At 37.3% G+C, this 24,913-nt stretch carries 24 protein-coding genes; 12 read left to right on the forward strand and 12 right to left on the reverse strand.

What is annotated here, in order from left to right; all coding sequences use genetic code 11:
• Nucleotides 1–154: 154 nt before the first annotated feature.
• Nucleotides 155–1,078, forward strand: a complete 924-nt coding sequence (locus NEOC65_RS03980) for a TerC family protein (protein ID WP_166158205.1) — start codon at nt 155–157, stop codon at nt 1,076–1,078.
• Here the strand turns inward: NEOC65_RS03980 and NEOC65_RS03985 are convergent.
• Complete coding sequence (locus tag NEOC65_RS03985) at nt 1,052–1,513, reverse strand: hypothetical protein (protein WP_166158208.1); 462 nt, start codon at nt 1,511–1,513, stop codon at nt 1,052–1,054. The two genes, NEOC65_RS03980 and NEOC65_RS03985, sit on opposite strands and share 27 nt — an antisense overlap.
• Before the next feature lie 98 nt (nt 1,514–1,611).
• Here NEOC65_RS03985 and NEOC65_RS03990 point away from each other — a divergent pair, with 98 nt between their 5' ends.
• Nucleotides 1,612–1,929, forward strand: coding sequence for a hypothetical protein (locus NEOC65_RS03990; protein ID WP_166158211.1), 318 nt, complete (start codon nt 1,612–1,614; stop codon nt 1,927–1,929).
• 214 nt (nt 1,930–2,143) lie between these two features.
• Here the strand turns inward: NEOC65_RS03990 and proS are convergent, their stop codons facing one another.
• The 6 genes from proS to prfB all read right to left on the reverse strand — a co-directional run bounded on the left by proS (nt 2,144) and on the right by prfB (nt 8,820).
• Nucleotides 2,144–3,667: a proline--tRNA ligase gene (proS, locus tag NEOC65_RS03995; RefSeq protein WP_166158214.1), complete on the reverse strand. Its 1,524-nt coding sequence runs from the start codon at nt 3,665–3,667 to the stop codon at nt 2,144–2,146.
• Between the two features lie 324 nt (nt 3,668–3,991).
• The gene (locus tag NEOC65_RS04000; protein ID WP_166158217.1) at nt 3,992–4,999 is read right to left on the reverse strand and encodes a hypothetical protein; all 1,008 of its coding nucleotides are present in this window, start codon (nt 4,997–4,999) and stop codon (nt 3,992–3,994) included.
• A gap of 723 nt (nt 5,000–5,722) precedes the next feature.
• Entirely contained in the window at nt 5,723–6,448 is a 726-nt protein-coding gene (locus NEOC65_RS04005) for a YebC/PmpR family DNA-binding transcriptional regulator (RefSeq protein ID WP_213155780.1), read from the reverse strand.
• A gap of 45 nt (nt 6,449–6,493) precedes the next feature.
• Nucleotides 6,494–7,171, reverse strand: coding sequence for a hypothetical protein (locus tag NEOC65_RS04010; protein WP_213155781.1), 678 nt, complete (start codon nt 7,169–7,171; stop codon nt 6,494–6,496).
• A 44-nt stretch (nt 7,172–7,215) separates the two neighbouring features.
• Nucleotides 7,216–7,728, reverse strand: coding sequence for a GNAT family N-acetyltransferase (locus NEOC65_RS04015; RefSeq protein WP_166158226.1), 513 nt, complete (start codon nt 7,726–7,728; stop codon nt 7,216–7,218).
• A protein-coding gene (prfB, locus tag NEOC65_RS04020) for a peptide chain release factor 2 (RefSeq protein ID WP_207391847.1) occupies nt 7,725–8,820 on the reverse strand; the annotation gives its coding sequence in 2 pieces (ribosomal slippage) (nt 7,725–8,750 and nt 8,752–8,820; 1,095 coding nt in all). The genes NEOC65_RS04015 and prfB overlap by 4 nt, the downstream gene beginning before the upstream one ends.
• 457 nt (nt 8,821–9,277) lie before the next feature.
• Here prfB and NEOC65_RS04025 point away from each other — a divergent pair.
• Both NEOC65_RS04025 and NEOC65_RS04030 read left to right on the forward strand, forming a co-directional pair.
• Entirely contained in the window at nt 9,278–10,585 is a 1,308-nt protein-coding gene (locus NEOC65_RS04025; RefSeq protein ID WP_213155782.1) for a DUF2851 family protein, read from the forward strand.
• Nucleotides 10,586–10,955: 370 nt separating this feature from the next.
• Nucleotides 10,956–11,342 (forward strand): hypothetical protein, encoded by a 387-nt coding sequence (locus NEOC65_RS04030; protein WP_166157099.1) that lies wholly within the window; start codon nt 10,956–10,958, stop codon nt 11,340–11,342.
• A 30-nt stretch (nt 11,343–11,372) separates the two neighbouring features.
• On the opposite strand, the gene NEOC65_RS04035 is transcribed toward NEOC65_RS04030, so the two are convergent.
• A complete protein-coding gene (locus tag NEOC65_RS04035) occupies nt 11,373–13,583 on the reverse strand; it encodes a UTP--glucose-1-phosphate uridylyltransferase (RefSeq protein ID WP_213155786.1) in 2,211 nt (736 codons plus the stop codon).
• Nucleotides 13,584–13,817: 234 nt separating this feature from the next.
• Here NEOC65_RS04035 and NEOC65_RS04040 point away from each other — a divergent pair, with 234 nt between their 5' ends.
• The 4 genes from NEOC65_RS04040 (at nt 13,818) to truA (ending at nt 16,616) form a co-directional block, all read left to right on the forward strand.
• Nucleotides 13,818–14,093, forward strand: a complete 276-nt coding sequence (locus NEOC65_RS04040; protein ID WP_166157093.1) for an SWIB/MDM2 domain-containing protein — start codon at nt 13,818–13,820, stop codon at nt 14,091–14,093.
• Nucleotides 14,094–14,194: 101 nt separating this feature from the next.
• Nucleotides 14,195–15,175 (forward strand): UDP-2,3-diacylglucosamine diphosphatase LpxG, encoded by a 981-nt coding sequence (lpxG, locus tag NEOC65_RS04045; RefSeq protein WP_213155787.1) that lies wholly within the window; start codon nt 14,195–14,197, stop codon nt 15,173–15,175.
• 4 nt (nt 15,176–15,179) lie between these two features.
• A complete protein-coding gene (ispD, locus tag NEOC65_RS04050) occupies nt 15,180–15,863 on the forward strand; it encodes a 2-C-methyl-D-erythritol 4-phosphate cytidylyltransferase (protein WP_213155789.1) in 684 nt (227 codons plus the stop codon).
• Nucleotides 15,864–15,866: 3 nt separating this feature from the next.
• The gene (gene truA, locus NEOC65_RS04055) at nt 15,867–16,616 is read left to right on the forward strand and encodes a tRNA pseudouridine(38-40) synthase TruA (RefSeq protein WP_213155795.1); all 750 of its coding nucleotides are present in this window, start codon (nt 15,867–15,869) and stop codon (nt 16,614–16,616) included.
• Between the two features lie 515 nt (nt 16,617–17,131).
• On the opposite strand, the gene NEOC65_RS04060 is transcribed toward truA, so the two are convergent.
• The gene (locus NEOC65_RS04060; RefSeq protein ID WP_213155797.1) at nt 17,132–18,337 is read right to left on the reverse strand and encodes a leucine-rich repeat domain-containing protein; all 1,206 of its coding nucleotides are present in this window, start codon (nt 18,335–18,337) and stop codon (nt 17,132–17,134) included.
• A gap of 282 nt (nt 18,338–18,619) precedes the next feature.
• On the opposite strand from NEOC65_RS04060, the gene NEOC65_RS09705 reads away from it, so the two are divergent.
• From NEOC65_RS09705 to NEOC65_RS04075, 3 genes are all read left to right on the forward strand, one after another.
• Nucleotides 18,620–18,967: a transposase gene (locus tag NEOC65_RS09705; protein WP_213155800.1), complete on the forward strand. Its 348-nt coding sequence runs from the start codon at nt 18,620–18,622 to the stop codon at nt 18,965–18,967.
• A gap of 16 nt (nt 18,968–18,983) precedes the next feature.
• Complete coding sequence (locus NEOC65_RS09940) at nt 18,984–19,175, forward strand: transposase (RefSeq protein WP_213155802.1); 192 nt, start codon at nt 18,984–18,986, stop codon at nt 19,173–19,175.
• 404 nt (nt 19,176–19,579) lie between these two features.
• On the forward strand, nt 19,580–19,849 hold the full coding sequence (locus NEOC65_RS04075; RefSeq protein ID WP_213155804.1) for a hypothetical protein: 270 nt from the start codon (nt 19,580–19,582) through the stop codon (nt 19,847–19,849).
• Between the two features lie 5 nt (nt 19,850–19,854).
• On the opposite strand, the gene NEOC65_RS04080 is transcribed toward NEOC65_RS04075, so the two are convergent.
• The 3 genes from NEOC65_RS04080 to NEOC65_RS04090 form a co-directional block, all read right to left on the reverse strand.
• Nucleotides 19,855–20,061 (reverse strand): hypothetical protein, encoded by a 207-nt coding sequence (locus NEOC65_RS04080; RefSeq protein ID WP_213155806.1) that lies wholly within the window; start codon nt 20,059–20,061, stop codon nt 19,855–19,857.
• A 12-nt stretch (nt 20,062–20,073) separates the two neighbouring features.
• Complete coding sequence (locus NEOC65_RS04085; RefSeq protein WP_213155808.1) at nt 20,074–22,233, reverse strand: hypothetical protein; 2,160 nt, start codon at nt 22,231–22,233, stop codon at nt 20,074–20,076.
• Between the two features lie 962 nt (nt 22,234–23,195).
• A complete protein-coding gene (locus tag NEOC65_RS04090) occupies nt 23,196–23,879 on the reverse strand; it encodes an HAD family hydrolase (RefSeq protein ID WP_166157060.1) in 684 nt (227 codons plus the stop codon).
• A gap of 35 nt (nt 23,880–23,914) precedes the next feature.
• Here NEOC65_RS04090 and NEOC65_RS04095 point away from each other — a divergent pair, with 35 nt between their 5' ends.
• Nucleotides 23,915–24,748: a D-Ala-D-Ala carboxypeptidase family metallohydrolase gene (locus tag NEOC65_RS04095; protein ID WP_166157057.1), complete on the forward strand. Its 834-nt coding sequence runs from the start codon at nt 23,915–23,917 to the stop codon at nt 24,746–24,748.
• Nucleotides 24,749–24,913 lie beyond the last annotated feature (165 nt).

Below are 24,913 nucleotides of genomic sequence, written 5' to 3' on the forward strand. Positions count from 1 at the left end.
AAAAGATAAAGCAAATTTCCGCTGTTTTTATTCTTAAAGCTAAAAATCAAATAACTGGGAAAAAATAACAGCGCAGGAAAATGAGAGTCGGTTGAGTAAAAGTTCCGCTCATTCGAGAATATAGATGATTATGAAAGCTCAGAGTATAAACGCTATGTTTGAAAACACGATCAGTTTTTGGCTTCTTTTCAATCTTGCCATTATAATATTTATTTGGCTGGATTTTAAATTCTTTCACGCTAAAGAAAAAAACCCCTCCATAAAGACAGCCCTCGTCGCTACAAGTTTTTGGATTGGCCTTGCCTTAGCATTCAATTTAGGGATCTACTGGACAAGAGGGCTTGAAGATGCCTTAAGCTTTTTAACAGGCTATCTTATTGAATATTCTTTGAGTATAGACAATCTATTTGTTTTTCTTATCATCTTTTCTTACTTTAAAGTTCCCGAGCGCTACACTCATAAAGCTCTTTTATGGGGCATTTGGGGAGCTATCGTTATGAGGGCCTTCTTTATCCTTTGCGGGATAGCTCTAATCCAGACTTTTTCATGGGTAATCTATTTATTTGGCGCATTCCTTATTTTTACAGGTGTTAAGCTAGGGAAAACTTCTACTGCTGGCAACTCCCCTGAAAACAATCTAATTATTAAAATTTTTAAGCGCTATTTTCCTTTGACAGAAGGCTATGAAGGCGATAATTTCTTTGTAAGAAAAGAAAAAAAACTTTTCGCTACCCCTCTTTTTCTTGTACTTTTAGCTATCGAGACAACGGATGTTGTCTTCGCTATAGATTCCATCCCGGCCATTATGGGTATTACTCAGGATGCAATGATTATTTACTCTTCTAACATTTTTGCTGTTTTAGGACTGCGCTCCCTTTATTTTGCGCTAGCCAACATGCTACGCCTTTTTCATTATCTTCATTATGGCTTAGCTATTATTTTGATATTTATTGGATTAAAAATGCTGCTTTCAGGTTTTTTACATTTTCCTATTGGGGTGACCTTAAGTGTAATTTTCATTATTCTTAGTGCTTCTATTGGATTGTCTTTTTTAAAAAATCAACATAAGGGTGAGTAGCCCTACTAAAAATCCCATTAGCGCTCCATAAAATAATAGAGTATAAAGCTCTGAGCGGATTAAAGGTAAAAGCAATTTTTCCATTTTTATTTTAGAAGACAGACATACTAAGGCTTTTTCTTTTAAAGCAGGCATTCTTTTTAAAATATTCTCTTTGACTAAAGCTTGAATTTTTCCTGATACTGCCTTAGTAAAAAGCATAGCACCCATAGGAATCTGATTTTTTAAATCTTCTATAATCTCCTGTAAATTATCTTCCAAAAGCTCCTGCGCATTAGGCAATAAATCCATTTGATTGAAAGTTTTATCCAATTGAGTAACCCAGTCATGCTGGCTCCTCTTTAGCCTTCTTCTTAGCAAAAAGCAAGTCATAAGCACGCTCACTATTCCTATTACAGCGCCACAAACAGGAAAAAAGTAAATTAGATTTAGCACGGTCCATCCTTAAAAAAGCAGTAAATACTAATTAATAATTGAATTTTATTTAATTTGATGATAGGCTGTTAGTTATCGCTCATTTAAAGAGGTTATTTATGTTTTCTCCCGACATTTTAGAAGAAAAACTAAATATAAATGAAAGGAAAATGCGAGAGCTGGCTATTCGTTTAGAAAAGCTAGATGAAGATACGCATGCCTTTTTAGAAGAACTAGAAATTTCTCCAGAGCAATTGACCACCTTTATTTCTCAAAAAGAAAATTTCACGGATAGCAATTGGCAGGAGCTTCAACAACAAAAAAAACAGATGGACGACAAATTAGAAACAGAGCTTAACAATATCCGCAATCCGCTACAATCTAAGCAAATCTTTTCCTCTTTAAATGTAGCTCGCCATTGGCTATATGTCCGATAGCAAGCTCTCATTTTCTATTGCTGTAAGTTAAAAGCTTTAGGACTCCTTCTATTCCCCCCATCTCCCCATTTTTCAGCCTACTCAAAGGGCTATAGAAGCTTTTATTACATTCGGTAAATTTCTTTTTATAAAAAATTTAATAGCTTAAAGCCCTTTAAGAAAAACTTTAAAAGTAAGAAATTAAACCTTAGAATCCTAGGTAATAAAGCTAGGATTAATAAGATTTGGCAAATATAGCATCTAAGGTAGCAGGTTTACCCGTCAAAATGCATTTACCTTGCGTCCCGCTTTGATGCATGGGCAGGCAGCGGATAGAAACTTTCAATTCATCAAGCATTTTTTCTGTTCCCTCTTCTCCACACCATTTAGCAAGAACAAATCCACCATGAATTTCGGGTTTATCCATGTTGGAGGGAGTAAAAAAGCTTTTCATCTCCTGAAAAGTATGGAGATCGCGGCGAATATTTCCATCGCGGAATTCTTTAGCTTGCTGATAAAGGGTCGATTGAATCTCGTCTAATAACCTTAAACTTTCAGTAGGAATCTGATCTATTTGCATGGAAAGTTTTTCTTTATGAGGTTTATCTCTTCTATAAACAATTGCCGATTGTTTTTCTATATCGCGTGGTCCTACTTCAATGCGCAAAGGCACTCCTTTTTTAATCCACTCCCAACTTTTTTCTCCGCCCCGTTTGTCGCGTTTATCAATCCACACGCTGAGAGGTCTGCCCGCATATTGAACTTCTTGCAAGCTGTGCGCGATCTTTTCCGCATAGGCCCAAACTTCATCTTCCATCTCGGGCTTCGGGACGACAGGAATGATTACAATTTGCTTTGCTGCTACCCGCGGAGGCATTCTTAAGCCATCATCATCGCCATGGCACATAATCATACCACCAATCAGACGAGTAGTAATTCCCCATGAAGTTGTAAACCCATACTCTACCTGCCCTGCTTTGTTGCTAAAGCGTATATTAGAAGCTTTAGCAAAATTTTGTCCTAAATAATGCGAAGTTCCCCCTTGTAATGCTTTACGATCCTGCATCATCATTTCAAGCGTGTAGGTGCTTACCGCTCCAGGAAACCGCTCACCAGGAGATTTTTCCCCTATGATAACCGGAAGAGCTAGAACATCTTCTACAAATTCTCTATACATTTCTAGCATTCGCAGGGTTTCATCTAAGGCCTCTTGGGCAGTAGAATGTACAGTATGTCCTTCTTGCCATAAAAATTCGGTAGTGCGCAAAAATATGCGAGGGCGCATTTCCCAACGTACCACGTTCGCCCATTGGTTAATTAGCAAAGGTAGATCCCTATAAGATTCTACCCAACGTGAAAAAGACTCTCCGATAATTGTCTCGGAAGTAGGACGAACAATAAGCGGTTCTTCTAATTCTCCCGTAGGAACTAAACGGCCATTTTTTTCTTCTAAACGATGATGGGTAATAACGGCACATTCTTTAGCAAATCCTTCTACATGCTCAGCTTCTTTTTCCAAATAGCTTAAGGGGATAAAGAGAGGAAAATAAGCATTTTCATGCCCGCTTTTTTTAATGCGTTCGTCAAGTTGGCGTTGGATATTCTCCCAAATTGCATAGCCCCAAGGCTTGATCACCATGCACCCTCTGACAGGAGAGTTCTCGGCCATATCAGCTGCTTTAACTACCTGCTGAAACCATTCGGCATAATCTTGTTCGCGCGTAGGAGTAATAGCGCTTTGGACTTTAGCTTGAGACATTTGATACTTCCATTTTATTAATGAAAGCAATTAATCTAGCCGGTTTTATGTTATCCTACAAGGAAAAGTCTACTTAGCATAAAGAATGGAATTTACTTAGCCTCCACACTGCTAGAAGTCTCCTAATAACCTTTCCTCTACTCAATCAGACAAACCTAGGTTTAGCCAGGTAGACCTCTCTGTTTCAAGCATTGCATTTCCCAGCCTTCTATAGAAGGTAAGAGATAAACCTTACTAGATTTTTTAAATTTTAGAGAGCAAAAATTAAAAGAGCTTTGGCATTATTCTCCAAAACTCTTCTGAATTTCATGGCCACTCGATGATCTACAAATGAGGCTCGACGACTATAAAGCTGCGCGACAGATTTGAAGATTCCTGGCTTTTAGATAGGTTGGTCTTTTCCAACTCTTGTTTCTGATCGATTATCTGATCAATAAGTTGGTAATGGGCGTACTGTTTTTCTAGCTCTTCTTTCAGCCTTTTAACTTCGCTTTTCAAATTTTGAATCTCTAGTTCTCGGCTATCCTTTACATTAATTACGCCTTTAACAGACCCACCTTCTAAATTGCTTTCCGTTTTCATCTGGACTCTATACTTATCAAAACAGTGAGGAAGAATAGATAGAGTAGAGAGCAAGCGCTCATTCAAATTAAGATAGTCTTTTAAGAGGCGATCACAATCTGCGGATTCCTCTTCTTTTTCTTGCCGCCTAGCGAGAGAACGCATATGGTTAAGGAGAGAAAGCACTTGTTGTACTTGCGCCTCATTTTCACCTCTATCTTTTAAAAAGAGAACAATAGTTTGTAAATCTTTTTCAACATTTTTTCGGCCCTCTTCTAAAATCTTTAGATAACTCTTAATCATTTTGTTTCTATCTTCTATTTCTGCTTCTTTTAGCCGCAGTTGCGCATGTAGAACATTTATTTCACTCGTATGCTTTTCTACACTGCTCTCCGCCTTAAGAAGATTTTCATTAGCATTTTTAAGGTATTCATCAATTTTATTAGGGTTATGAATCCTTTCCGGAAGCTGAGAATTAAGAGAATGAGAGTTGTTAGGGTGGCTAAGACGCTCAATATAAAAAGAGCCTACCGCGCTGCTCAAACATACTAATCCACAAGCCAATGCAGCTACCAGCATAGGCAAGGTTGAAAAACCAATGGCAGCTACGCCACAAGCTACTGTAGCCACTCCCCCGATAACAGCTCCACTCTTAAGTAGATAGTAAGGCAAAGGGAGCATTTTGCGCCCATTTAAATTGCCTTTTTGGTTTTCTGCAAACCGCGGGTTTTCTAACATATTTACTATTTTAGAGTTTAATACACTCGTCATAGATGCCTCCTATATTACAAGCCCAATAAATTCATCTATATATTCAAAAATATATTTTACACAAGCAAAAAGCAAATTACGCTTTAATGATTAATTCTTTGGTATTTACTAAATAGATAGGCTAAATGGCTAGCGGTTAACAAACTATTAAATATTCTCAGAAAGTTTTTATTTAAAGATTTATAAACAGTTCTCTTAAAAGCTAGATTAAATAGGGTGAAATAAAAGAAAAGAGCTAAAGAGGCCTGCTTTCAAATTTACTGTTTAGCCTTTATGGACCTGTTATACGCTTTTAAAAAACTTAGTCTACATACCCAACCCTCTAAAAGATGTCTCTCTGCTTAACGAAAGGGATTTTATGAAGTATAGGAGTACATAAGGAGTAGCTCAAAAGCGTATTATTAAGAAAATTAATAATCGATGCCAAGCACTCTGCCTTTGCGTTTGAATCTAGCTAAAGAAGTTTAAGTGTTAGAGAAAAAAAACATCCAAAAGCTTAAGCATTCCTTGAAAATCGCCTTAAATAGGAAAATAAAATTTATCTACTGTGGTGGACTAAGCTTAAGAAAAAATTGGGGGGATGAGGGGAATTTAGGGCTTTCATAAACTCCTCCACATGCGAGGCAATTTTTAAGATCGAAACAAAGAAAAAAAGCTTTAAGACTTTTTAAGTTTTGCGGGGAAAGATAAAAAGTTAAGCTGGAAATTCTTTCTATACATTAATTATTCTGAGAAGTTCATGTTGTGATAAACAGCATCTACGTCATCAAGCGCTTCTAACCATTCTATTAATGCCAAGTTAGCTTTGGCACACTCTTCATTACATTCTATGAAAGACTTAGGGATCATTTCTAAGCTAACTTCCTCGCATGCAATATTCGCTTGATTTAAAGCTTCTTTAACACTATATAAGGCAGTAGGATCGGTGGTGATGAGATACATTTCATCTTCCCTATCAAAATCTTCTGCTCCTGCTTCTGTGGCTTTTAAAAACAGCTCTTCTTCTGAGGCCTGCCCTTTACTAATCTGAAGAATGCCTTTGCGATCAAAATTGAAAGATACGGCACCCGGCGTAGCGATCGTTCCCCCTCTTTTATTAGTAGCAATGCGCATTTCAGAGGCTACACGATTTTTATTATCAGTCATCACTTCAACAATAATTCCTACTCCTCCATGGCCATACAGTTCATACATCATCTCTGTATAATCTGCTTGATCGGCATTAGAAGCTTTTTTAATATTCCGTTCTATAATTTCATTAGGAACATTTGCCGCGCGTGCTTTTTCTAAAGCTAACCTTAAGCGAGGATTGCTTTTTGCCTCCGGGCCTCCTCCCACCTTTACAGCACTAATAATCTCTTTAGCAATACGAGAAAATATTTTGCCTTTTTTAGCGTCTGCTTTTCCTTTTCTATGTTTAATATTTGCCCATTTACTATGGCCAGCCATGATAGAATTCCTTTAATTTATAGAGCTTTTTCTAAATCTGCAATCTTAGTCAAGATGCGCAAAAAGATGCATACGTTGTTTTTTAATCCATTGGTGGGCTATGCCAAAATGCTCGTAACTTTCTTCTTTTGCTTTGAATTCTTTGCTATGAATGCGGTGTAGACCTTTTTCATCCATGTAAGAAGGACAAATGTGATGCAAAATTTCGTGAAAAATAATGTAGCTAATTACATACTTCGGAATATTCGTATTATCCAACAACCGATTAATTTTTATTAGCTTAAGAGGATGATGATAAAGGCCAAAAGTCACGCACCTTTTATTAAGTTGAGTATGTTTACCAAACCAGGTAATACACAATCTTACTTTCCCCTCAAAATATTGATCATTAAGTTCATCGTAAAGATGTTGGAGATTATAAACCTTTCCTTGGCAGGAAAGTTTGGATCTATCTAAGGTATGCGAATAATCAAGCTTTTTAAGGTTATTTTCCATAAAGATTTTGATCTCAGGAGAAATCATCTTATGCTCTTGGCGAATATAACAAGCCAAAGATTTCATAACATCTTGAGGAGCTTCTAAAAACATGCGATGTAAAGAAACTCTCGTACAATCAGATTCCCAGCGTACACTTAACATAGTGGAACGGTTGTCATTAATTTTCAGCTTTAATTTAATACCTGATAAATTTTCGACTTCTTGTTGAAAAATAGCTAGTGTCATAACATAATAATTTTTTTTAATAAAAGGTAAGTGTTCTTGAACCCTTATAAAAAACGTTCCATGAAAACTCGTCCGACATAGAAGCCGTCTTTTTCTTTAATCCAATGAGTTTGCCTTCCAAATTCGCGAAAACCCATCCGAGTATAAAGATGAATGGCAGGATTTTCTGCATAGACTTGGAGATGTAATACTTCAATCTTAAAGGTTTCTTTCGCCATATGGCTAAGATTACTGATTAGCAAAGTTCCTACCCCCTGTCCTCGCATTTCAGGCGCCACAATAATGCCAAATTCACACTGATGAGCAAGCTTTCGATAGGGCTGTAAATATAAGGTGGTAATTCCACAAGGCACGCCCTCTTTGGTAGCTGTTAAGCTGCATTTATACCGGCTAAACCCTATCCATCGTGCCACTGCATCATCTATTTCAACTTCATCAAACATAGGAAACCAACGGGCCACGCTGGGATCTAAAAGCCATTGCTTCAAATACTTTCCATCACTTAAATCTGAATACCGCAACTCTACTCCTTCTGGAGAGTTTTTTTTCTCTGTCATTCCAACTCCTTCAAATAAGCATTTACAAAATCATCAAGTTCACCATTCATCACCGCTTGGATATCCCCTGATTCATGTTTAGTTCGAGTATCTTTAACTAAAGTATAGGGTTGGAAAACATAATTACGGATTTGACTACCCCAAGCAATTTCTTTTTTTTCGCCTGAAAGTGCTTTGAGGGCGTTCTCTCTTTCTGTTACTTCTTTCTCGTATAATTTTGAGCGCAGCATCTTGTAACAGGATTCTCTGTTTTGCACTTGACTTCGTTGAGTTTGGCTAGAGACCACAATCCCGGTCGGTAAATGTGTCATTCGTACAGCTGAATCTGTTTTGTTAACATGTTGTCCGCCAGCTCCAGAGGCACGATAAGTATCCACTCGGATCTCCTCTGGCTTAATATCGATCACAATATCATCAGTAATTTCTGGGGTTACATCTACGGAAGCAAAACTTGTATGCCTTTTGGCATTTGCGTCAAAAGGAGAGATACGCACTAAACGATGGACACCCTTCTCAGCTTTAGCATACCCATAAGCAAATTCTCCATCAAATTTAAAGGTAATGCTTTTTATACCAGCCACATCGCCTTCTACCTTATCAATTAGCTCTACTTTCCATCCACGTTTAACTGCCCAACGTTGATACATGCGGGATAACATTAAAGCCCAATCACAAGCTTCTGTTCCTCCTGCCCCGGAGTTAATACTTAAGTAACAATTTTTATTATCTAGCTCACCCGCAAGCATTTTGCGAATTTCTAAATCATTTAATTTTTTCTCTACTCCATCCAGTTCTTTGACTAATTCATTAACTAATTCTTCCTCACCACTTGCATAAGCTTCTGGCAAAAGTTCTTTTAGATCGCAGAAAAGCCGCTTGCAATTTTGATAAGGAACAATCCAAGCCTTTAAAGTGTTTGCTTCCTCGATTACTAGTTGAGCTTTATCATGACTCTCCCAAAAAGAGGGCTTTTCCATAAAAGCTTCCAATTCTTTAATGCGTGCTTCTTTGGAAGCTAAGTCAAAGATACCTCAACATATGCAAAAGTTTATCTTCAATAGTTTTTAAACGTTGCTGAGTTTCAGAATTCATAGGTTTCCTTATAAGTTAAGAGCTGTCAAATAATATATCGCATAGAGCCTTAAAAAGTCAAAATAGATATAATTGCTTTTTAATAGGATACCTACGCTCTTCCTAACTCATTTTTCGTTTGATTTAGCTTAATCTATTTCAACTTCTTAAGATAATAGATAAGGCAGAAAAAATTAAATAAAAGAAAAAGGCTTACCACCCTGTCTATATGTTATTAATTTTTTGATCCTGTCTAAAAAATTATAGAAAAATTTAACTTTATCGTCTATGAGTGGATAGTGGCTGATCCTTCTCTAGCAAAAAAATTTATTTTTGCTTTAATTATTAAAAAAATTCAAAGAATAACCTCTCCTTTCATTTAAATAATGTTATATCTTAAGCTCTTTATAAGCTTTTTTCCTTGTAGAAAAAAAAGCAATATTTTAAATCAATAGATATTGAAAGGTGAGTAGCAGTCATGCATGTTTTCCTTTACGAAGAAGAAAATGATTGGTATTCCAACTTACTAGCTATAAACAGCTATAATGTTGCTGAAACCAAGTATCCCTATCTTTATTGGACTGAAAATCATCTCCATGCCATGTGGTGGGAGCAAAAGTACTTTAAAAACTTAAAAACCAGCGATCAGCTACCCATTACAGTCATTTCCCCAGGGATATGGAACAATGAAGCAGGCCCTGTTTTCCTAAAAGCTCATCTTAAAATTGGCGATCAGGAGCTAAAAGGGGACATTGAGATTCACTTAGAGGAGGAGTCTTGGGCAAGCCTACAACATGCTTCGGATAAGCGTTACAAAGATGTTATTTTGCATGTCTGTTTATGGCCTTCCCTTTCTGCTGTGCCTCCACAAATAAAGAATGCAAAAGGAGAGAAAGTTTATCAAACCTACCTAGCTCCTTATCTGACAATTTCGCAAACCAGAATCCTTCAACTTATCGATATTGAACAATACCCTCATAGAAAATTTTTGGGAAATAATCCCTCTTGCTTTTCACCTTCTAGCTCTTTTGCAGAGGAAAAAATATTTAATCTTTTGCCCTCATCTGTAAGTTGGAGGCTTGCCCAAAAAGCTCAATATCTTAAAGGACATATGGAAGATGCCCGCCTTCTTCTACCCACAGGGATTGCCATGGCCTTAGGAGAAAAACAAAATGCGGAAGCTTTCTTTGAATTATTTGTAAGACTTTTAAAATACAAGGATAAAACTGAGAATGAGCTTCTAAGTATAGCTTTAGGAATGAGCGGGTTTTTTGCTGAGAAATATAAGTTAAAATGGAAAGATTCTCTCTTTTATCGAGAGCTTCTCCAGCTTTATGCGCAATTTTCCCCCCTTATCCCTCACTCGATTCGTCTTTTACTCTGCCAAATAAAACCTTGGAATCATCCCATCAAGCGGATAGCTTATTTAGTCAAATTAATTCAAGATCCTTTAATGCCCTACTTGTTTACCGAAATATATGCATGCTGGCACCAAGGCTGGCCTGAAGCCTATTTAAAAAAAGATTGGGATCTTTTACTCAATAGGATTAAAGATCGATTGCCCTCTTACTCGGACGAATATTGGAGGCATCATTATACTTTTGAGAGTCAAAAGCAAGCCTTACCGCTACCTTTATTAAGAAAAAGGTGGAAAGATAGCGTGATTCTTAATACTGTCTTACCCTTATTATCTAACGAAATAATTCAAAAAAATAACCTTTCTGAAATTAAAGCTCTTCATAACTTTTATTCTTTTCTTAACCCTATGAAAGATAAGGGCGCGTAAATCTTTCTCGCTCGTTCTTTTAACCCCATTATTCCTAGGTAATTTTGTAAAATAAATTTAAAGGGACGAATTAAAATATTACTACAACACCATCTTTAAGCAATATAATAAAGTCTGATTAAAATAAATTTCCTTTTAATATAGAGAATGATAAAATGCGATACTTATAAAGTTAAAGAACTTTTGACAAGCTCAAACTGGATCGAAAGCAAAGAAATTAAAAATTTTCTATCTTTTGTTAGCTTGCCTCTTTGTTGCAAGAAAATGAGGCAAATCGTATAGTAAGGATATTTTCTTTCTGAAAAAATGCAAGCTCGGTTGGTTTGAAATATTTTTTATTAACATTCAAAAGAAATCCTGGAGGATTTTTATGGTCGAAACTACTAATGTACAAAGCACCGCTTCTTTAAGTGTAAGATCACTAGGAGATACTGTAAAGTCAGGCGTAACATGGTTAGGGCGTCAATTTAACCATGGCGCTAGGGCAATTAAAACACTTGTAGCCAGGATATGGTTTGCAACTGTTGATTTTTTCAAAAACTTTCCTGCTTATCTCCGTTCTGGTTACGGCATTGGGGCTATCCTAGGAACAGCTGGCCTCTCTGGATTAGGAGCAAGCTTGACTCTTAAATCTAAAAAGCAGCAAGTTGCTCGTGCTGTTGCCACAGTAGCAGCAGGTGCATTATTATTTGTTGCAGGTGCAGTGATGTTTGCTTTTGGCCGCAATCCTGTTACCTTTTCTCGTCATACCTTCTAGTCAAGGTGCATGTTTAACACTTAGACGCATTCATGTGTCTAAGTGTTTTTCTAAAATAATTCTATCTTCTTTATCAAAGAAATAGGTAAATAGAGGACGAGGAACCCTTATTTGCTCTCTAATAAACGCTAGTTCTCCTTCCCTATTCTGAGCAATTACACGCTCTCCATCAGCAACCTCAATCTCTAGATTGCCTTCTAAAGTAACATTTTCAGCAATAAATTCTGAACATCCTTTCAAGGTAATCTTTAAAGATTCATCTCTAACCATTTGCTTTTTCCAATAAGAAGAAGAAAGCTTTTTATTAATCCCTCGATTAACCACACATACATTCTTCAGCACACAACGTCCTACCTTTTCACTATACGTAATGATCCCTTGAGCATTTTTATGGCCTACTACATTTTCTGCATAAATCAATAGGCTGCCTTTTATATTCACTTTTTGCAGAATAAGTTCAGAAATTTCTAAAACCATCTCGGAATTTAAACTTAAACTTCCTCCCTGAATTTTCTGCGCAATTACCGAATATAGAGGACCTAAAGCTGGATGAAAGGAAGTGATACAAGCCGGCCCCTCTTGAATGTATTGATCCTCATGAGGCACTTCAGGAAGCTGCATTTTGCAATGATGAGTAAACAATTCATAATGGTTTTTTAGTTGATCCCAGTAGCAACCCTCGGGAGTTTCCAAAAAAGATTGCCCTTCTGCAAATGCTTTTTTTGTCACTGAAATTGTTTTCCTTCTTTGGTTATAGGTAACAAATGTGCCAAGGTCTTTAGCTTCCAAATGCTCTTGCCTTTGAGGAAAATGAGTAGTTATTACATCAGCAATATTCTGCATAAGCGATTCTAGCCGCCCTGCATCCACCTGTTGTCTTCTTCCTTCTAAAGAAAGGCAAGCGACCTTATGCTTCATGTTAATTAACATGCCAGGAATTGGGTAGCTATTCACTAAATTTTTAATCGCCATTAAATCAATAAATAATATATTAGTATTTGCAGGAAGTGCAGAGTAAAAGCCTCCTTGCTGTTCAGCTATTTCTGGAATATTTCTTTTTACAAAATCTGGATATTCAATATTAGAAATGCAATACTCATATCCTTGATTGCTCTTTTTCTCTATCAACACATTCATACCTTCGGCTGTATTTAACAGACGAGGACAAGAGGCAAATCCTAAACTTTGGTTATTTAGAATTCCACACCCACTAAAAGCAAGCAGCCCATAATCAGTCGAAGCGGCAGGGTTATTGATCTGCCGTACCAAGGCTTTAGTGTAACCTTTCTTTAACAAACGATCGATCACACCTGCTTCTACGGCCAGTTTCCAAATAACTCCATGCCCGCCGGGCTTAAAGATAACTCGCATGGATTCTGCCACTGCCCACTCTCCTTGCTTAGTCAGGACAGGCACTAAAGGCTGCTTAAAGAAGTCGAACGTATCTTGCGGCCGCCCAAACCAACTCGACCGCTTACAAATATCGAGAATATGCCTATGATTATTTTTCTCATCAGAAGTCATCATAGCCACAGGAACAATTAAATATTTTCCGGTTAATTTATAATACAAATATTCGCGCGCTTGCAAATCGCGAATTAATCCTTCTAATAACGTTCTTCCCTCAAAAAGCAATTCTGCTGAAGGCAAATCTTCACCGGTTTTTTCATCCTGCAATTGTAAGCGATCTCCCGCTCCCCCTACTGGATATATTTCTGCCATCAAAGGCATCTTTTCCACAGCTTCTCGGATTGCTTTCCTTACGAAAGGGGTTTCACGGGATATATCATAGCCTGGCGGCTTACTATAACGTTCTAAGGGTGATAAAAAGTTATCTTCCTCCTTCCCTAATTCTTTTTCTTCAATAAGTTGTAACATAACGCAATGATAGCCAACCAAGCCACCCATCATCGCATAAAAGTCTTCAGCGGGTGCTAAGCTTTCAATTAATTGATTAAGAGCTAGGTGAGGATTCGAATGTTGATGCATCCCTTGAAAAATTATAGAACCTTGGCCTAAAGCTAATAAAGACTTAATAATGACTTGTGCTTGAGCATTACAGCAAAAAAGAAAATCTTTTAAGTAGGAGTTTTGCTGTAGAAAAGCTTGTACTTCGGGATTTCGATTCAATATATCAAGCCGCTCGTCAATCTTCTTAGCGTTTTTCAATTGAGCCGTAAGAGATTTTAACCTTTTAAGGCTATGTTTGATAGAATGTATAGCAGAAGTAGATGTCGACATGATATTTTTCTTTTACTTGGTTAAGATGGAAGCATTTATAGCAAAGAATTTGATTTTATCCCTAATCCAATAATCGATCTTAATGCTTTTTTCTTATGATTTCTTTTGACTTATAAATGAAAACAGCGCTACAAAGAATCCCCTAGCTAGGAATGTTATCGAGACAATCTAGCTAACTTGATTTAACAGTTATTTGGAAAAAAGCAATATCCTTTAACAACGCATAAGGAGTAAATGATGACAAAAAAAAATTCGGCCTTTATGAAGCCCGTACAGGTGAGCCCTGAATTGGCAGAAATCGTCGGACAAGGCTCTATGCCGCGTACGGAGATCACAAAAAAAGTGTGGGAATATATTAAAAAACATAACCTTCAAGACGCTCAAAATAAAAGAAACATCAATCCCGATGCTAAATTAGCTAAGGTTCTTGGAAGTCAGAGCATTGATATGTTTAAAATGACAAGCAAGCTTTCCAAGCATATTAAAGAGCCAGAAGCAGCTAATTCTTAAACTCTTCTATAAAAATGCTAATCTTTAATGCCTTATAAATTAATGGTTAGCATTTTTTTCTTTTCATTTGTAAAGATCTCCCTTAAAATTCTAACAGCTCCATGAAAAAAAGTCATAGATTCAACAAATTTATTATTAATTTACCTAATTTTTTTTGGGACCTTTGGTGCTGCCTGTCGATTATAGGCATCTGGCCGCGTTTTATTGAAAATAAATTGGTAAGCAGGACCTTTAAAAGGTTTAAGATTTCCTATTTACCTAAAGATCTACACGGATTAAAGATAGCTCAATTCTCAGATTTACATCTTCATCCTCAAGTTCCCCAAAGATTTCTAGAAAAAATTAAAAGAAAAATTGAAAGCTTCCAACCTGATATCATTGTATTTACAGGAGATTTTCTTTGTTTTTCTCTTTCTCGTGATTTGGTGAGACTTGAACAATTTTTTACCTCGTTAAAAGCACCTTACGGATGTTTTGCCGTTTTAGGCAATCACGATTATAATGCTTTTGTCTCTGTAAATGAACAAGGAGAATATGATGTTCTCCCCGCTTCTACCGGGTCTATAGATAAAGTTTTGAAACGTTTATGGACCACTAAAATTTTGTCAAGAAGAGCAACTGATCGTGCTAGGGCAGTAAGACCTCATGCGGAGTTGGAAAAAACTTTAGGGAAAACTCATTTTCGCTTACTAAAAAACGAATCCCTCTTGGTTCCCATAAAGGATACTTTTATTAATATAGTGGGTTTAGAAGAGTATTCCACAGGTCGGCATGCCCCTGCATTAGCTTTTCAAACTGTTGACCCCCGTTTCCCTGGACTTGTCATTGCTCATAATCCGGACATTGTACCTCATTTGCTAAATTTTTCTTGGGATGTTATCCTATGTGGACATACCCATGGAGGCCAAGTTAATCTTCCCTGGCTATGGAAAAAATTTACCTTGATGGAAAATCCTTACTTAAAAAAAGGCTTAATATGCATGCAAGATAAATGGATTTACGTCAACCGGGGCATAGGTAGCGTCATGCCCTTTCGATGGTTTTCTATGCCTGAACTCCTTCTGCTGACCTTAGAGGCTTAAAATCATGACTTCTCAAAAAGTAAGCGTTATTCTTTTATGCGGGGGCCAAGGTTTGCGCATGCAAAATGCTACTCCTAAACAATTTCTTACTCTCCATAATAAGATCATCGCTACTTATAGTTTGGAGGTTTTTAAAACCTTACCCGAAGTGATAGAAATGGTAGTAGTTTGTGAGCTTGCCTATCAAAAGTTTTTTTCTTACCCCGAGCTTTCAATACCCTTAAAGTTTGCCTGTCCTGGTAAGCATCGGCAAGACTCTGTTTTCAATGGCTTAAAGGCTCTTACTTCGCAAGCAGGCTTTGTCTGCATTCATGACTCTGCTCGCCCTATTATTACCCCTCCCCTAGTGCAACGTGTCTTAAAAGCAGCCTTCCAGCACGGAGCCGCTGCAGCTGGCATGCCTATTAAATTTACAATTAAAGAGCACGACGGGAATCATATTGTTAAGCAAACACCTGATCGCTCTAGATATTGGGAAGTTCAGACTCCTCAAGTTGTTCGCAAAGATATTTTAGAACAAGGCTTTGCCCACGCCCTTACACATCATTTAGAGGTCACTGACGATGTCTCTTTAGCCGAGCATCTTGGATACCCTGTCAAATTAGTGGAGGGATGCTATACAAATCTTAAGATTACCACCCCCGAAGATCTTATTCTAGCTAAACATCTGCTCAATGAGCCTATCTAGACCATGGAAGAATATAATTATAAAATGATTATTGCCTATGATGGCACTCAGTACAGTGGTTGGCAGATTCAACCTAATGGTATAGCTATTCAGCAAAAGATTGAGGAAACCCTTAAGATAGTGCTAAGACATCCTACCTCCTTAATAGGGTCGGGAAGAACAGACGCTGGAGTCCATGCTTTAGGGCAAGTTGCTAACTTTAAAACTTCCCTTCCAATTGGTCCTAGACGTTTCTTGCATTCCCTAAATGGTATATTGCCTAGAGATATTCGTATCCATAGCCTCGAAAAAGTTCCTCTTAACTTTCATGCCCGCTATAGTGCAAAAGGAAAAATTTACCATTATTATCTTCATCTTAAGCCTACTTTAAATCCTTTCAATCGCTTGTATTCCCTTCATGTGAGCGAGAAAATAGACAGCCATTCTTTAAAAGAAGCAGCTCAACTTTTTATAGGCACTCATGATTTTACTGCTTTTGCCAATGAAGCCCATTCAGGAGTTGCTGCCCATGACCCCATAAGAACTCTCCAAAGGCTTGACGTCGTGCCTACCGAAGAAGGTTTGTGCTTAGAATTTGAAGCCGAAGGCTTCCTTTATAAAATGGTGCGCAATATTACCGGTACTCTCCTAGAAATTGCTTGTAATAAGCGTTCAATCTCCTCTATCCCTGAGATTTTTGCCTCTAAAGACCGCCGCTGTGCTGGCAAATCCGCTCCCCCGCACGCTCTATTTCTTATGAAGGTCATCTATTGAATTTCATCTCTTTAGCTAGATATTTTGTCTTGCCTGCCTTAGAAGAGGGCTCCTTGATCTTCAACAGCCTTAAATCCTCTTGCTGCAAACCTTTAAGTTACTAAATTTCTTTTCTCCTCTTATTCTGCTCTCTACCTCTTTTTTTTACACTAAGGAAAGGGCGGAGACCTTCCAAGCATTTAAGAGCAGCCACAGTTGTTGGGGATTAAATGACGCGACAATTTTGATTTGATTAAAAGAATGAGTTTGAGAAAAACGGCTCTTTTTGATGCACTGTTTTAATTCTTCTACTGAATGATGAAATACAATACGCCAGTTTCTTCCTATCAAGAAAAGTTGTTCTCCCAGCCTAGCAATCTGCAGAAAAAGAGAGAAACTTCTTGTCGTTATAAATGTGTAGGTCAGTTTAAGCTTGCTTAGTTGCAGGAAGAAAAGCGGATGACTTGTTTAAAGATAGGATGGCTAAATTTTTTTTATTTTAGGCCACACCGATTTAAAAAGTGCTTACGGCCATTCTACAATTGAAAACGCTCCCTTACTTTTTCTGGAATATCTTTCAGAGGATTTTGCGCTAATTCAAGCGTGATATACTCATACAGCTGCCCGATTTCTGCAGGCAGACTGGTGAGCTGGTTTTGATTTAAGTAAAGCCATATCAGCTCAGACAACTGCCCGATTTCTGCAGGCAGAGCGGTAAGCTGGTTTTGACTTAATTCAAGCCATTGTAGCTGAGACAATTGCCCGATTTCTGCAGGCAGATTGGTGAGCTGGTTTTCATTTAAAATAAGCTCTTGCAACTGAGACAATTGCCCGATTTCTGTAGGCAGAGCGGCGAGCTGGTTTTGATTTAAGACAAGATATTGCAGCTCAGACAGCTGTCCAATTTCTGTAGGAAGGTTGGTGAGTTGATTTCGGCTTAAGCCAAGCGCTCGTAGTTGAGACAGTTGACCGATTTCTTTAGGCAGAGCGGTGAGCTGGTTTTGATTTAATCTAAGCGTTTGCAGCTCAGACAGCTGCCCAATTTCTGCAGGAAGGCTGGTGAGATGGTTTTGGCTTAACTCAAGCCCTTGCAGCTGAGACAATTGCCCGATCTCTGCAGGCAGAGCGGTGAGCTGGTTTTGATTTAACTCAAGTCTTTGCAGCTGAGACAATTGACCTATTTCTGGGGGTAAATAAGTCAAGCCTACTCCAGATAAATCTAAAGCCGTGATGTTTTTACAATTTTCTTCAATCCAATCTCTAAGAAACTCTCCTTTTTTTTCTAGAGGCAAGTGCTTAATTTCTTCTCGTCTCAAGTATTTTTCCCCACCAGGAAGTTTTTTCCAAAGTAAAAGGCGATTACTATTTAAGAGATAAGAAGAGTAATTAGTCAGAGTTAAGCCTCTTTTTTCTTCTATTTTCTCTTTAAATTCCAAAGGAGAAATAAATTTGGCTAAGGTAAAAACTTGTTTAAAAACTTGATAAACTTTTTCAGTAGAGGTAAGTAGAGGATTGAGTCGATAAACTTTAGCTAACATAAGAGTTCGCTGGGTAGTGGCATTTCCCTTAGGGAAATGAAGCTGGGCTATTTTTTTATAAAGAGAAGGCATCACTTCAGAAGCCAGCAGATGATACCATCTTTTACAGACGCTAAATAAGGGAGGAACTGCGCAAGCCTCTAAGATAGGGAGCAGCAATTCATTGGGCAAGCTTTCAATAGATGCCGAAGAGATAGGATGCATTTTATTTCCTTGGGTAGTGATGACTTTTCAGCATTTTTATTTTTGAAGGCAATATAAAAAAATTAAAAAAGCAAGTCAAATGAATTCGTATCTTTATCAATGAAAAACAACCCGTAGATGGTCCGCCGACGCTTTTTTTTCAGATAGATCCAAGGAAAGGGTGGAGACCTTCCAAGCATTTAAGAGCAGCCACAGTTTTTGGGGATTAAATGATGCGGCAATTTTGATTTGATTAAGAGAATGAGATTGATTCTTTGCCTTATTTAAGAAAAACGGCTCTTTTTGGCGCAATGTTTTAATTCTTCTACCGCACGATGGAATGCGATACGCCTAGCTTCTTCCTATCAAGAAAGGTTGTGTTCTCCCAGCCTAGCAATCTGCAGAAAAAGAGAGAAACTTCTTGTCATTTATCACTTCTACTCTATTGGCAATATGCCATACTCCTCGCATCCACTCCCCTGCCAAGTTTTTAAAAAAATAGCAAAAAAAGGAAAAACCTCTACAGGATGCTTTTATAGATTCAAACTACATTTAATTATGAATGATAAAGGAAAAATTCTTGCTTATATGTTAACGCCAGGAAATGTGGAGATTCCTGTCTCGATTTGTCTAAAAGCATTTTTGGCATAATGTTTGCCGATAAGGGATGCATCTCCCCCTATTGTTTATCAAACTTTACAACAAAGACTTAGAAATTATTACTAGGCTTAGAAAGAATATGAAAAACAAGCTAATGTCAGTGGTAGATAAGATTTTATTAAGAAAGCGAGGAGTAGTTGAAAGCATTAACAATAAATTGAAAAAACTCTTGTCAAATCGAACATCATCGACATTCTAAGTCCTGGGAATTTTTTATCAATCTAATCAGCGGAATAGTGACCTAGGCTTACGAACCCTACAAGCCCTGCATTCAATTGACTTGCAGGGAGAAAAGCTAGCTTACAGCCTAGGTATAATTTGAAGCTGCCGTAGAATGTTTTCTTATCCGATAGCGCGCGTCTATCAAGCTATTTATCTCGGTAAATTTTAAGTTGCTGGCTGAGCTACTACTCGTAAAATTTGACATAAAGTAGCTTTTACTTTTAAGATTTATAGAAGGTCAACTAGCTTTTTCCACATGCTGCAAATGGTTTAAATTTTTATTTAACCTATTAACTTAGTCTTTTTGCTGGTCTTTAGCTTACCTAAAGAAAGGCAAAGCAACGAAGTTAAATTACGCTAAATCTTACAAAAGAAAGATCTATGACTATTTATTCTACTTCTACCGCCATGCCTCTTTACCGACACCCTACAGGAAGGCTTTTTCGGTCCCACCCGCAAGGAGGTTACGAGGAGCAAACTCCCGACGGATGGATTCCCGTTACTAACAGCCATTTAATTCGTTCTATCCAAGAAGATTCTTTCAGTATTTCCCCTACACCTCCTGCCTTAGCTTGTCGTAGCTTGACAGTTTATTCTCAACCCACCACAATCCCCTCGCATCTCTTTCTTAACCTCTTAAAAAAGAAGTAGGTTTTTTAATGATTGAGAAGAGTCTTATATTTTTCATGGATAGTTAGTGCTTCTGCCTCTGGAACACTATAGCCATCTTGTTCAATTAGATGGAAAATATCTTGATTGAATGACTTGTCTTCCCATTGGTCCGTATCAAGCCGACGAATTTCTACTGTTCCTTCGATAGTACGTGCAATAAATGCTGGGGTAACATAATAACGCCAATCCATAGCTAATCTCCTTTATCCTATTTTTATTTGATCTATGCTTGCTCCAAATAAATTTAATTGTACCTGTTCACACAATTTAATTACGCTCCTTGGATTAGATAAGCCAGTACTTTCTAAAATTTTCTCACGTGAAGCATTATCTTCTAACTTACGCATGACCTGATCTAAGAAACGATGGGACATTTCTTTAACGGATTCATTTGTGCCATCATGAACTTGAAGAAAATGGAACTGAACCTCTCCCATAATTCTTTTTCCAGTATATGGAGTTTTTAAGTAAATCTTTGCATGAATACCCACATAGCCACTGGGATAATCTTCTTTAAACTTATTAGAAAAGACTATTTCATATCCTCTTTTTCGAGATTCTTTGGCAAATATATGAATAGCTTGGCGCATTTCATCTATATTGTTGGCCATAAAGGTAGTACGTATGGTGTCATTCAACTTCTTTACCGCTCCTGAAAAATCTGCCCCATTGCCTGCCCATATGCTAGCTTTCCTGTTCATACTTACTTGGGTTTTGATAAGAAATTGGCTTGCGTCCCCATGAAAAGAGTAAACACCGCTTTCCTGGCAAGTAGCTTCTACCATTGCTAAAAACTCGCTTTTCACTTCCAAAGCGCTAGCGTGCAATTCTGCAATAGTGGAAGCATCATTTGTCCAGGATAGATGGGCTGAAGAACTTCTTTCAGTCTGATAGTCTTTTTCCAGATTTATCTTATGGGCAATAGCTTCTTTTTGGGCCCTCCAAGCTTCCTTTATCAGTGAAGCTTTATCAGGGATCACCCCTTGTATGCCTTCCAATGAAAGTAAAGAATGGCTTCCGGCATATTTATCCGCATGATGGGCAGCCATACGTAAGTTTTGAGCCACCTTATCAGTTAGTTGTTCTTCTTCTAAAAGTTTTAAGCTCTTCCCATTAACTCGGAGGATCTCCACATCCTTTCTGAGGACTTGATCTTGAAGTACGTCGCAGACGAGGGAGGGTAAGACCAGCTTACCGTCTACATTTCCTACCATCCTAGTTTTTAATAGCTCTTGTTTTTTTTCAGCAGGTATTTCATTTAATTCTTGGATTCTTTGCTGAAGGGAAGATGAGGAAATAGCTAGCAATGTTGTATAAATTTCAGGATAAATTTTCTCCATGACCGCTAAATTACCCATTATAATTGAATGAGCTTCTATGAGAAAATCTTTATACTTCTGCTCTACTGGCTCGCCTTGTTCTAACCTTTGTAAAAATTTAACATAAGCTCCTGGCGTTCCTTGCACATATCCTATAGCCTTTAATTTTTCTTCTGTTGAAAGCTTCATTAGCTCTAAAATAGCTTTTTGATGTTCTTCTGGTATAAAATCCGTCTGAACAATGGCGCCTGGCTCCTTAATTATTCCTTGTTCATTAAGACTTTCACGAAAAGAGGGAGAATTTATTCCTTGCTCGTGCAAGACTAAAACCACTTTTTTTCCTTCCTTCCGTAATTCTTGTGCTAAATTTGCTATTAGCTCGGCTATTTCTAAGGCCTCTCCTTCTAAGGAAGCAGTGTTAACGAGGTCAAACTCATCTAAAAGAATAGTATCAGAGGAAGATTCTAATAGGCCTTTTTTGATACTTTCATAATTATCCTGCAACCATTTTAATTCATGGCCTTTTAGCTTATAATAACCCTCGCGCCATAGATGTTCTTGCTCTTGGTCAGTACTTTCGTGCTTTTCGAAATAAGAGGTAAGAAATCTCTTTTTTAGATCAAAGGTTGTAGGGTCTTTAACCGCTAAGCGAATTTGCTCAGATTTACCGGTTCCCGGCGCACCCTGTACAATACAAGCCCCATGAACTTTTAAAGCTTTTTTTATGGCAATGACAACAGGTAATCTCTCTTTTACACTCTGCGTCGGTTGGCGGAAGCTTTTTGTAAGCTGATGAAAATGAGCAGCCCATTGCACCTTAGAATCGCTACTAAGTCTCTCCTTACCCCTATCTTGGAGGATAGAGCGACGAGTAGCTATGGGGAGGGAGAGACGATGGATAGAGTAAGACCGAGAATAAAGAATACTTGTGCGTAACATGATGTGATGAACTTCTAAAGTACTTTTAGCTAAAGCCTTACAAGTATGGGACAGAGCATTATGTTGTCCTACGCTCTGAGAGAATGTTTTTCGTAAAGGCATCATGGCTTACTCCTTTCTTTTAACTTAACAATCCTTAATAAAGTTATTTTATATTAACTATTTTTAATTATATTAAATTAAAAAAATATAATCAAAAATAATAAATTTAAAAAATAAATAAACTTTATAAATTAAAATACAATTTATTATTTATTAATAAGTTAAGTCTAAAGGCTGGCTGAAAATTAAAAAAACAAAAGATAAGAAAAAAGGGAAAAATATTAAATATAAGTAAAAAATTTTATAAAATAAATAATAAAAAAAACAAAATCTAGTTAAGTATTTAAAAAGATGATAATGCTAATTGGTAGATGTTAGAAAAAAACTAAAGCTTGGATAAATACCTTTTGAAGTTTATCATGGTTCATGAATATTAAATTTTCCTTTCACTTGCTATAGCATCTGCTTGAAGAGCTGGATTATATTAAAGAGAAGTCTAGCTTTTAAGGCTTTATTTAAAGCATGAACCTATCCAGCTAATGTTAAAAATTTAAATAGGTGAGATATATTTTTTTAAGGAGGAGAAGTTATAGGCGAGGAAGCTTTGAAGGATTTATAGATATTCAAGGGAGAATCTTGCCACCACTTGTACCATAAAATTCCTCAAGAAATTTAAAGGGAAAGCCTCATATTACCTGGGAAAAAACCTATAACAGCTTATTTTGAATTTTGATTATAGGGTCACCTTGCTGGAATTCTCCTAGAGGACTGAATTGAAGATCAAGCTTTGCGGCTTTATCGATGGCTAGGTAAATGGCAAGAAGATGAGCCTTTAGATACCTTGCTAGAGGCATTAAAAGAATGGATGGATGGGCCTTAGAAGGATTAATTGGGAAAGGCTAATATTTTTACTCAAAAGAAAATGGTTACTACCTAGCCGTTCGATAGAAGCAAAGAATTTATTAAATATTTTTAAGAGAAAAGGTGAATATCAGTAAAAAATGCGAGCATGCAAAAGTATTAGGCTAGAGCCTTAGACTTTCTAGCTTTTGCGAATTATTTAAGACATTAAAGTCGACAACACGAATCACATTTGAAGGGAGGTTATCATAAGCAGCTTTTGAAACGAGCACCGGCTGCGCAGAGGTTTGCAAAAGAGCCTTAATACCCCTTGGGGTATCTTCAAAACCAATAATATTATCTTGGGGATCGGCAAGTTGTTTGATGGCAGTAAGGTAGCTTTCTGGATGAGGTTTAGGATGAGTGTAAAGTTCGCGGGTAAACCAATAGGGGATGGTATTGAGAATAGGAAGCTGACAACGAACAGTATCTACAAGCTCCTGAGGAGAATGAGTCACCACGCAACGTTTGATATTAGCCTTATCTAAGGCCTCTAGAAGTTCCTGCACTCCCGGCATAAGCTGGATGTTATGACGTAAAAGTTTGATGACTTTTTCCTTTTTACAAGCATACAGAACATCCCAGTTAGGTTCTACTTCATAGAGGGCAGGCAGCTCACGATAAATTTCCTCTTTTAATCCCTCAGCATGATAATGAGCCGCCTGGCAATAGCGTGTAAAGCTCCAATCAAGATTAAATCCATATTTCTTACACATGTACTGATAAGCTCTGAAATGAATTTCTTCGGTATTAACTAATAAACCATCGAAATCAAAAAGAAAGAGTTGATAATCATCTATCCATTGCATAAGCTAATGATTCCAATTTTAGTTAATTTATTCATATGCGCTACTTTTCTATTATTTCAACTTTCCTTCTGGCCTTTCTTCTTAGCAGCTGTTTTTTTTCTGAGGAAGCAGAAAGTGAACGTGCACGGCTGCAAAATGCTATAGGAGAATATATCTATCGCCGCCACAACGAATATCTTTTTAAACCAGAGCCCGCTACTCAATCAGCTCCCATTCTATATTCCTGGGAAAATCATTCTTTTGATTCTATCACTAAAGAGTATTTTCGTTGTAAAGGCAGTAGCCTAAACCCTCCGCATGTCGTTCATCGCAAGCAAGAGACCTTACGTTTTTTTGACTGTGGAGGAGCAGAACGCCATAGTTTGCCTTTACATCACGATAAAGAATTTGTCTACCCCATTCTAATTAATTTACTTAATTACCTTCAGCATAAATCGGGTAGAAAAATTGTGATTACCTCAGGGCATCGCTGCCCTCAGCATAATATCTATGTAGATGATTCTATAGAAAACCAATCATCTAAGCATATGATCGGCGCAGAGGTCTCTTTTTATATCCAAGGATGGGAAAACAAACCGGAAGAAATTATTAAGCTTATTCACGGCTATTATTTAGAAACACCTAAATATAAAGGGCTAAAAGATTTTCAAGAGTTTAGCCGTTATGAAAAGCAAGATACTAATGTCTCTACATTGCCCTGGATGAATAAAGAAGTGTTTGTAAAGCTTTTCAAAAAAAAGGAGGGGCGTAACTTTGATAATCGCCATCCTTACCCTTATATTAGCATCCAAGTACGTTACGATGTAGAGAGCCAAACAAAAGTATTTTACTCGTGGGAAAAAGCTCATCGAAATTTCCTACGTCAATAAAGTAAAGCATATTAAAATTTTTTATCCCAGTTTTACAGAGAGAAATAGAATACATCCATGGCGAAACTGCAAGTGATTAGGGGAAAAGGGTTAAAAAGATTAAAAAAAAAAAAATGAGAAGAAAGCCAAAGGATAAAAAGTGGCGGGCTTATGAAGCCTGCCTAT

Origin of the sequence: Neochlamydia sp. AcF65 (genome assembly GCF_018342435.1) — a bacterium.
In the GTDB taxonomy this organism is placed as follows: domain Bacteria; phylum Chlamydiota; class Chlamydiia; order Chlamydiales; family Parachlamydiaceae; genus Neochlamydia.

Coding starts and splice junctions, on each gene's coding strand:
- NEOC65_RS04090 (WP_166157060.1), bottom strand. CDS start 23,879: ATGCAATGGATAGATGATTATCAACTCTTTCTTTTTGATTTCGATGGT.
- NEOC65_RS04060 (WP_213155797.1), bottom strand. CDS start 18,337: ATGCATCCTATCTCTTCGGCATCTATTGAAAGCTTGCCCAATGAATTG.
- NEOC65_RS04010 (WP_213155781.1), bottom strand. CDS start 7,171: ATGACACTAGCTATTTTTCAACAAGAAGTCGAAAATTTATCAGGTATT.
- NEOC65_RS04075 (WP_213155804.1), top strand. CDS start 19,580: ATGACTATTTATTCTACTTCTACCGCCATGCCTCTTTACCGACACCCT.
- truA (WP_213155795.1), top strand. CDS start 15,867: ATGGAAGAATATAATTATAAAATGATTATTGCCTATGATGGCACTCAG.
- NEOC65_RS04025 (WP_213155782.1), top strand. CDS start 9,278: ATGCATGTTTTCCTTTACGAAGAAGAAAATGATTGGTATTCCAACTTA.
- NEOC65_RS09940 (WP_213155802.1), top strand. CDS start 18,984: ATGCATCTCCCCCTATTGTTTATCAAACTTTACAACAAAGACTTAGAA.
- NEOC65_RS04095 (WP_166157057.1), top strand. CDS start 23,915: ATGCGCTACTTTTCTATTATTTCAACTTTCCTTCTGGCCTTTCTTCTT.
- NEOC65_RS04035 (WP_213155786.1), bottom strand. CDS start 13,583: ATGTCGACATCTACTTCTGCTATACATTCTATCAAACATAGCCTTAAA.
- NEOC65_RS04080 (WP_213155806.1), bottom strand. CDS start 20,061: ATGGATTGGCGTTATTATGTTACCCCAGCATTTATTGCACGTACTATC.
- NEOC65_RS03980 (WP_166158205.1), top strand. CDS start 155: ATGTTTGAAAACACGATCAGTTTTTGGCTTCTTTTCAATCTTGCCATT.
- NEOC65_RS03990 (WP_166158211.1), top strand. CDS start 1,612: ATGTTTTCTCCCGACATTTTAGAAGAAAAACTAAATATAAATGAAAGG.
- ispD (WP_213155789.1), top strand. CDS start 15,180: ATGACTTCTCAAAAAGTAAGCGTTATTCTTTTATGCGGGGGCCAAGGT.
- NEOC65_RS04040 (WP_166157093.1), top strand. CDS start 13,818: ATGATGACAAAAAAAAATTCGGCCTTTATGAAGCCCGTACAGGTGAGC.
- NEOC65_RS04015 (WP_166158226.1), bottom strand. CDS start 7,728: ATGACAGAGAAAAAAAACTCTCCAGAAGGAGTAGAGTTGCGGTATTCA.
- NEOC65_RS04005 (WP_213155780.1), bottom strand. CDS start 6,448: ATGGCTGGCCATAGTAAATGGGCAAATATTAAACATAGAAAAGGAAAA.
- NEOC65_RS04030 (WP_166157099.1), top strand. CDS start 10,956: ATGGTCGAAACTACTAATGTACAAAGCACCGCTTCTTTAAGTGTAAGA.
- proS (WP_166158214.1), bottom strand. CDS start 3,667: ATGTCTCAAGCTAAAGTCCAAAGCGCTATTACTCCTACGCGCGAACAA.
- NEOC65_RS04000 (WP_166158217.1), bottom strand. CDS start 4,999: ATGACGAGTGTATTAAACTCTAAAATAGTAAATATGTTAGAAAACCCG.
- lpxG (WP_213155787.1), top strand. CDS start 14,195: ATGAAAAAAAGTCATAGATTCAACAAATTTATTATTAATTTACCTAAT.
- NEOC65_RS04085 (WP_213155808.1), bottom strand. CDS start 22,233: ATGATGCCTTTACGAAAAACATTCTCTCAGAGCGTAGGACAACATAAT.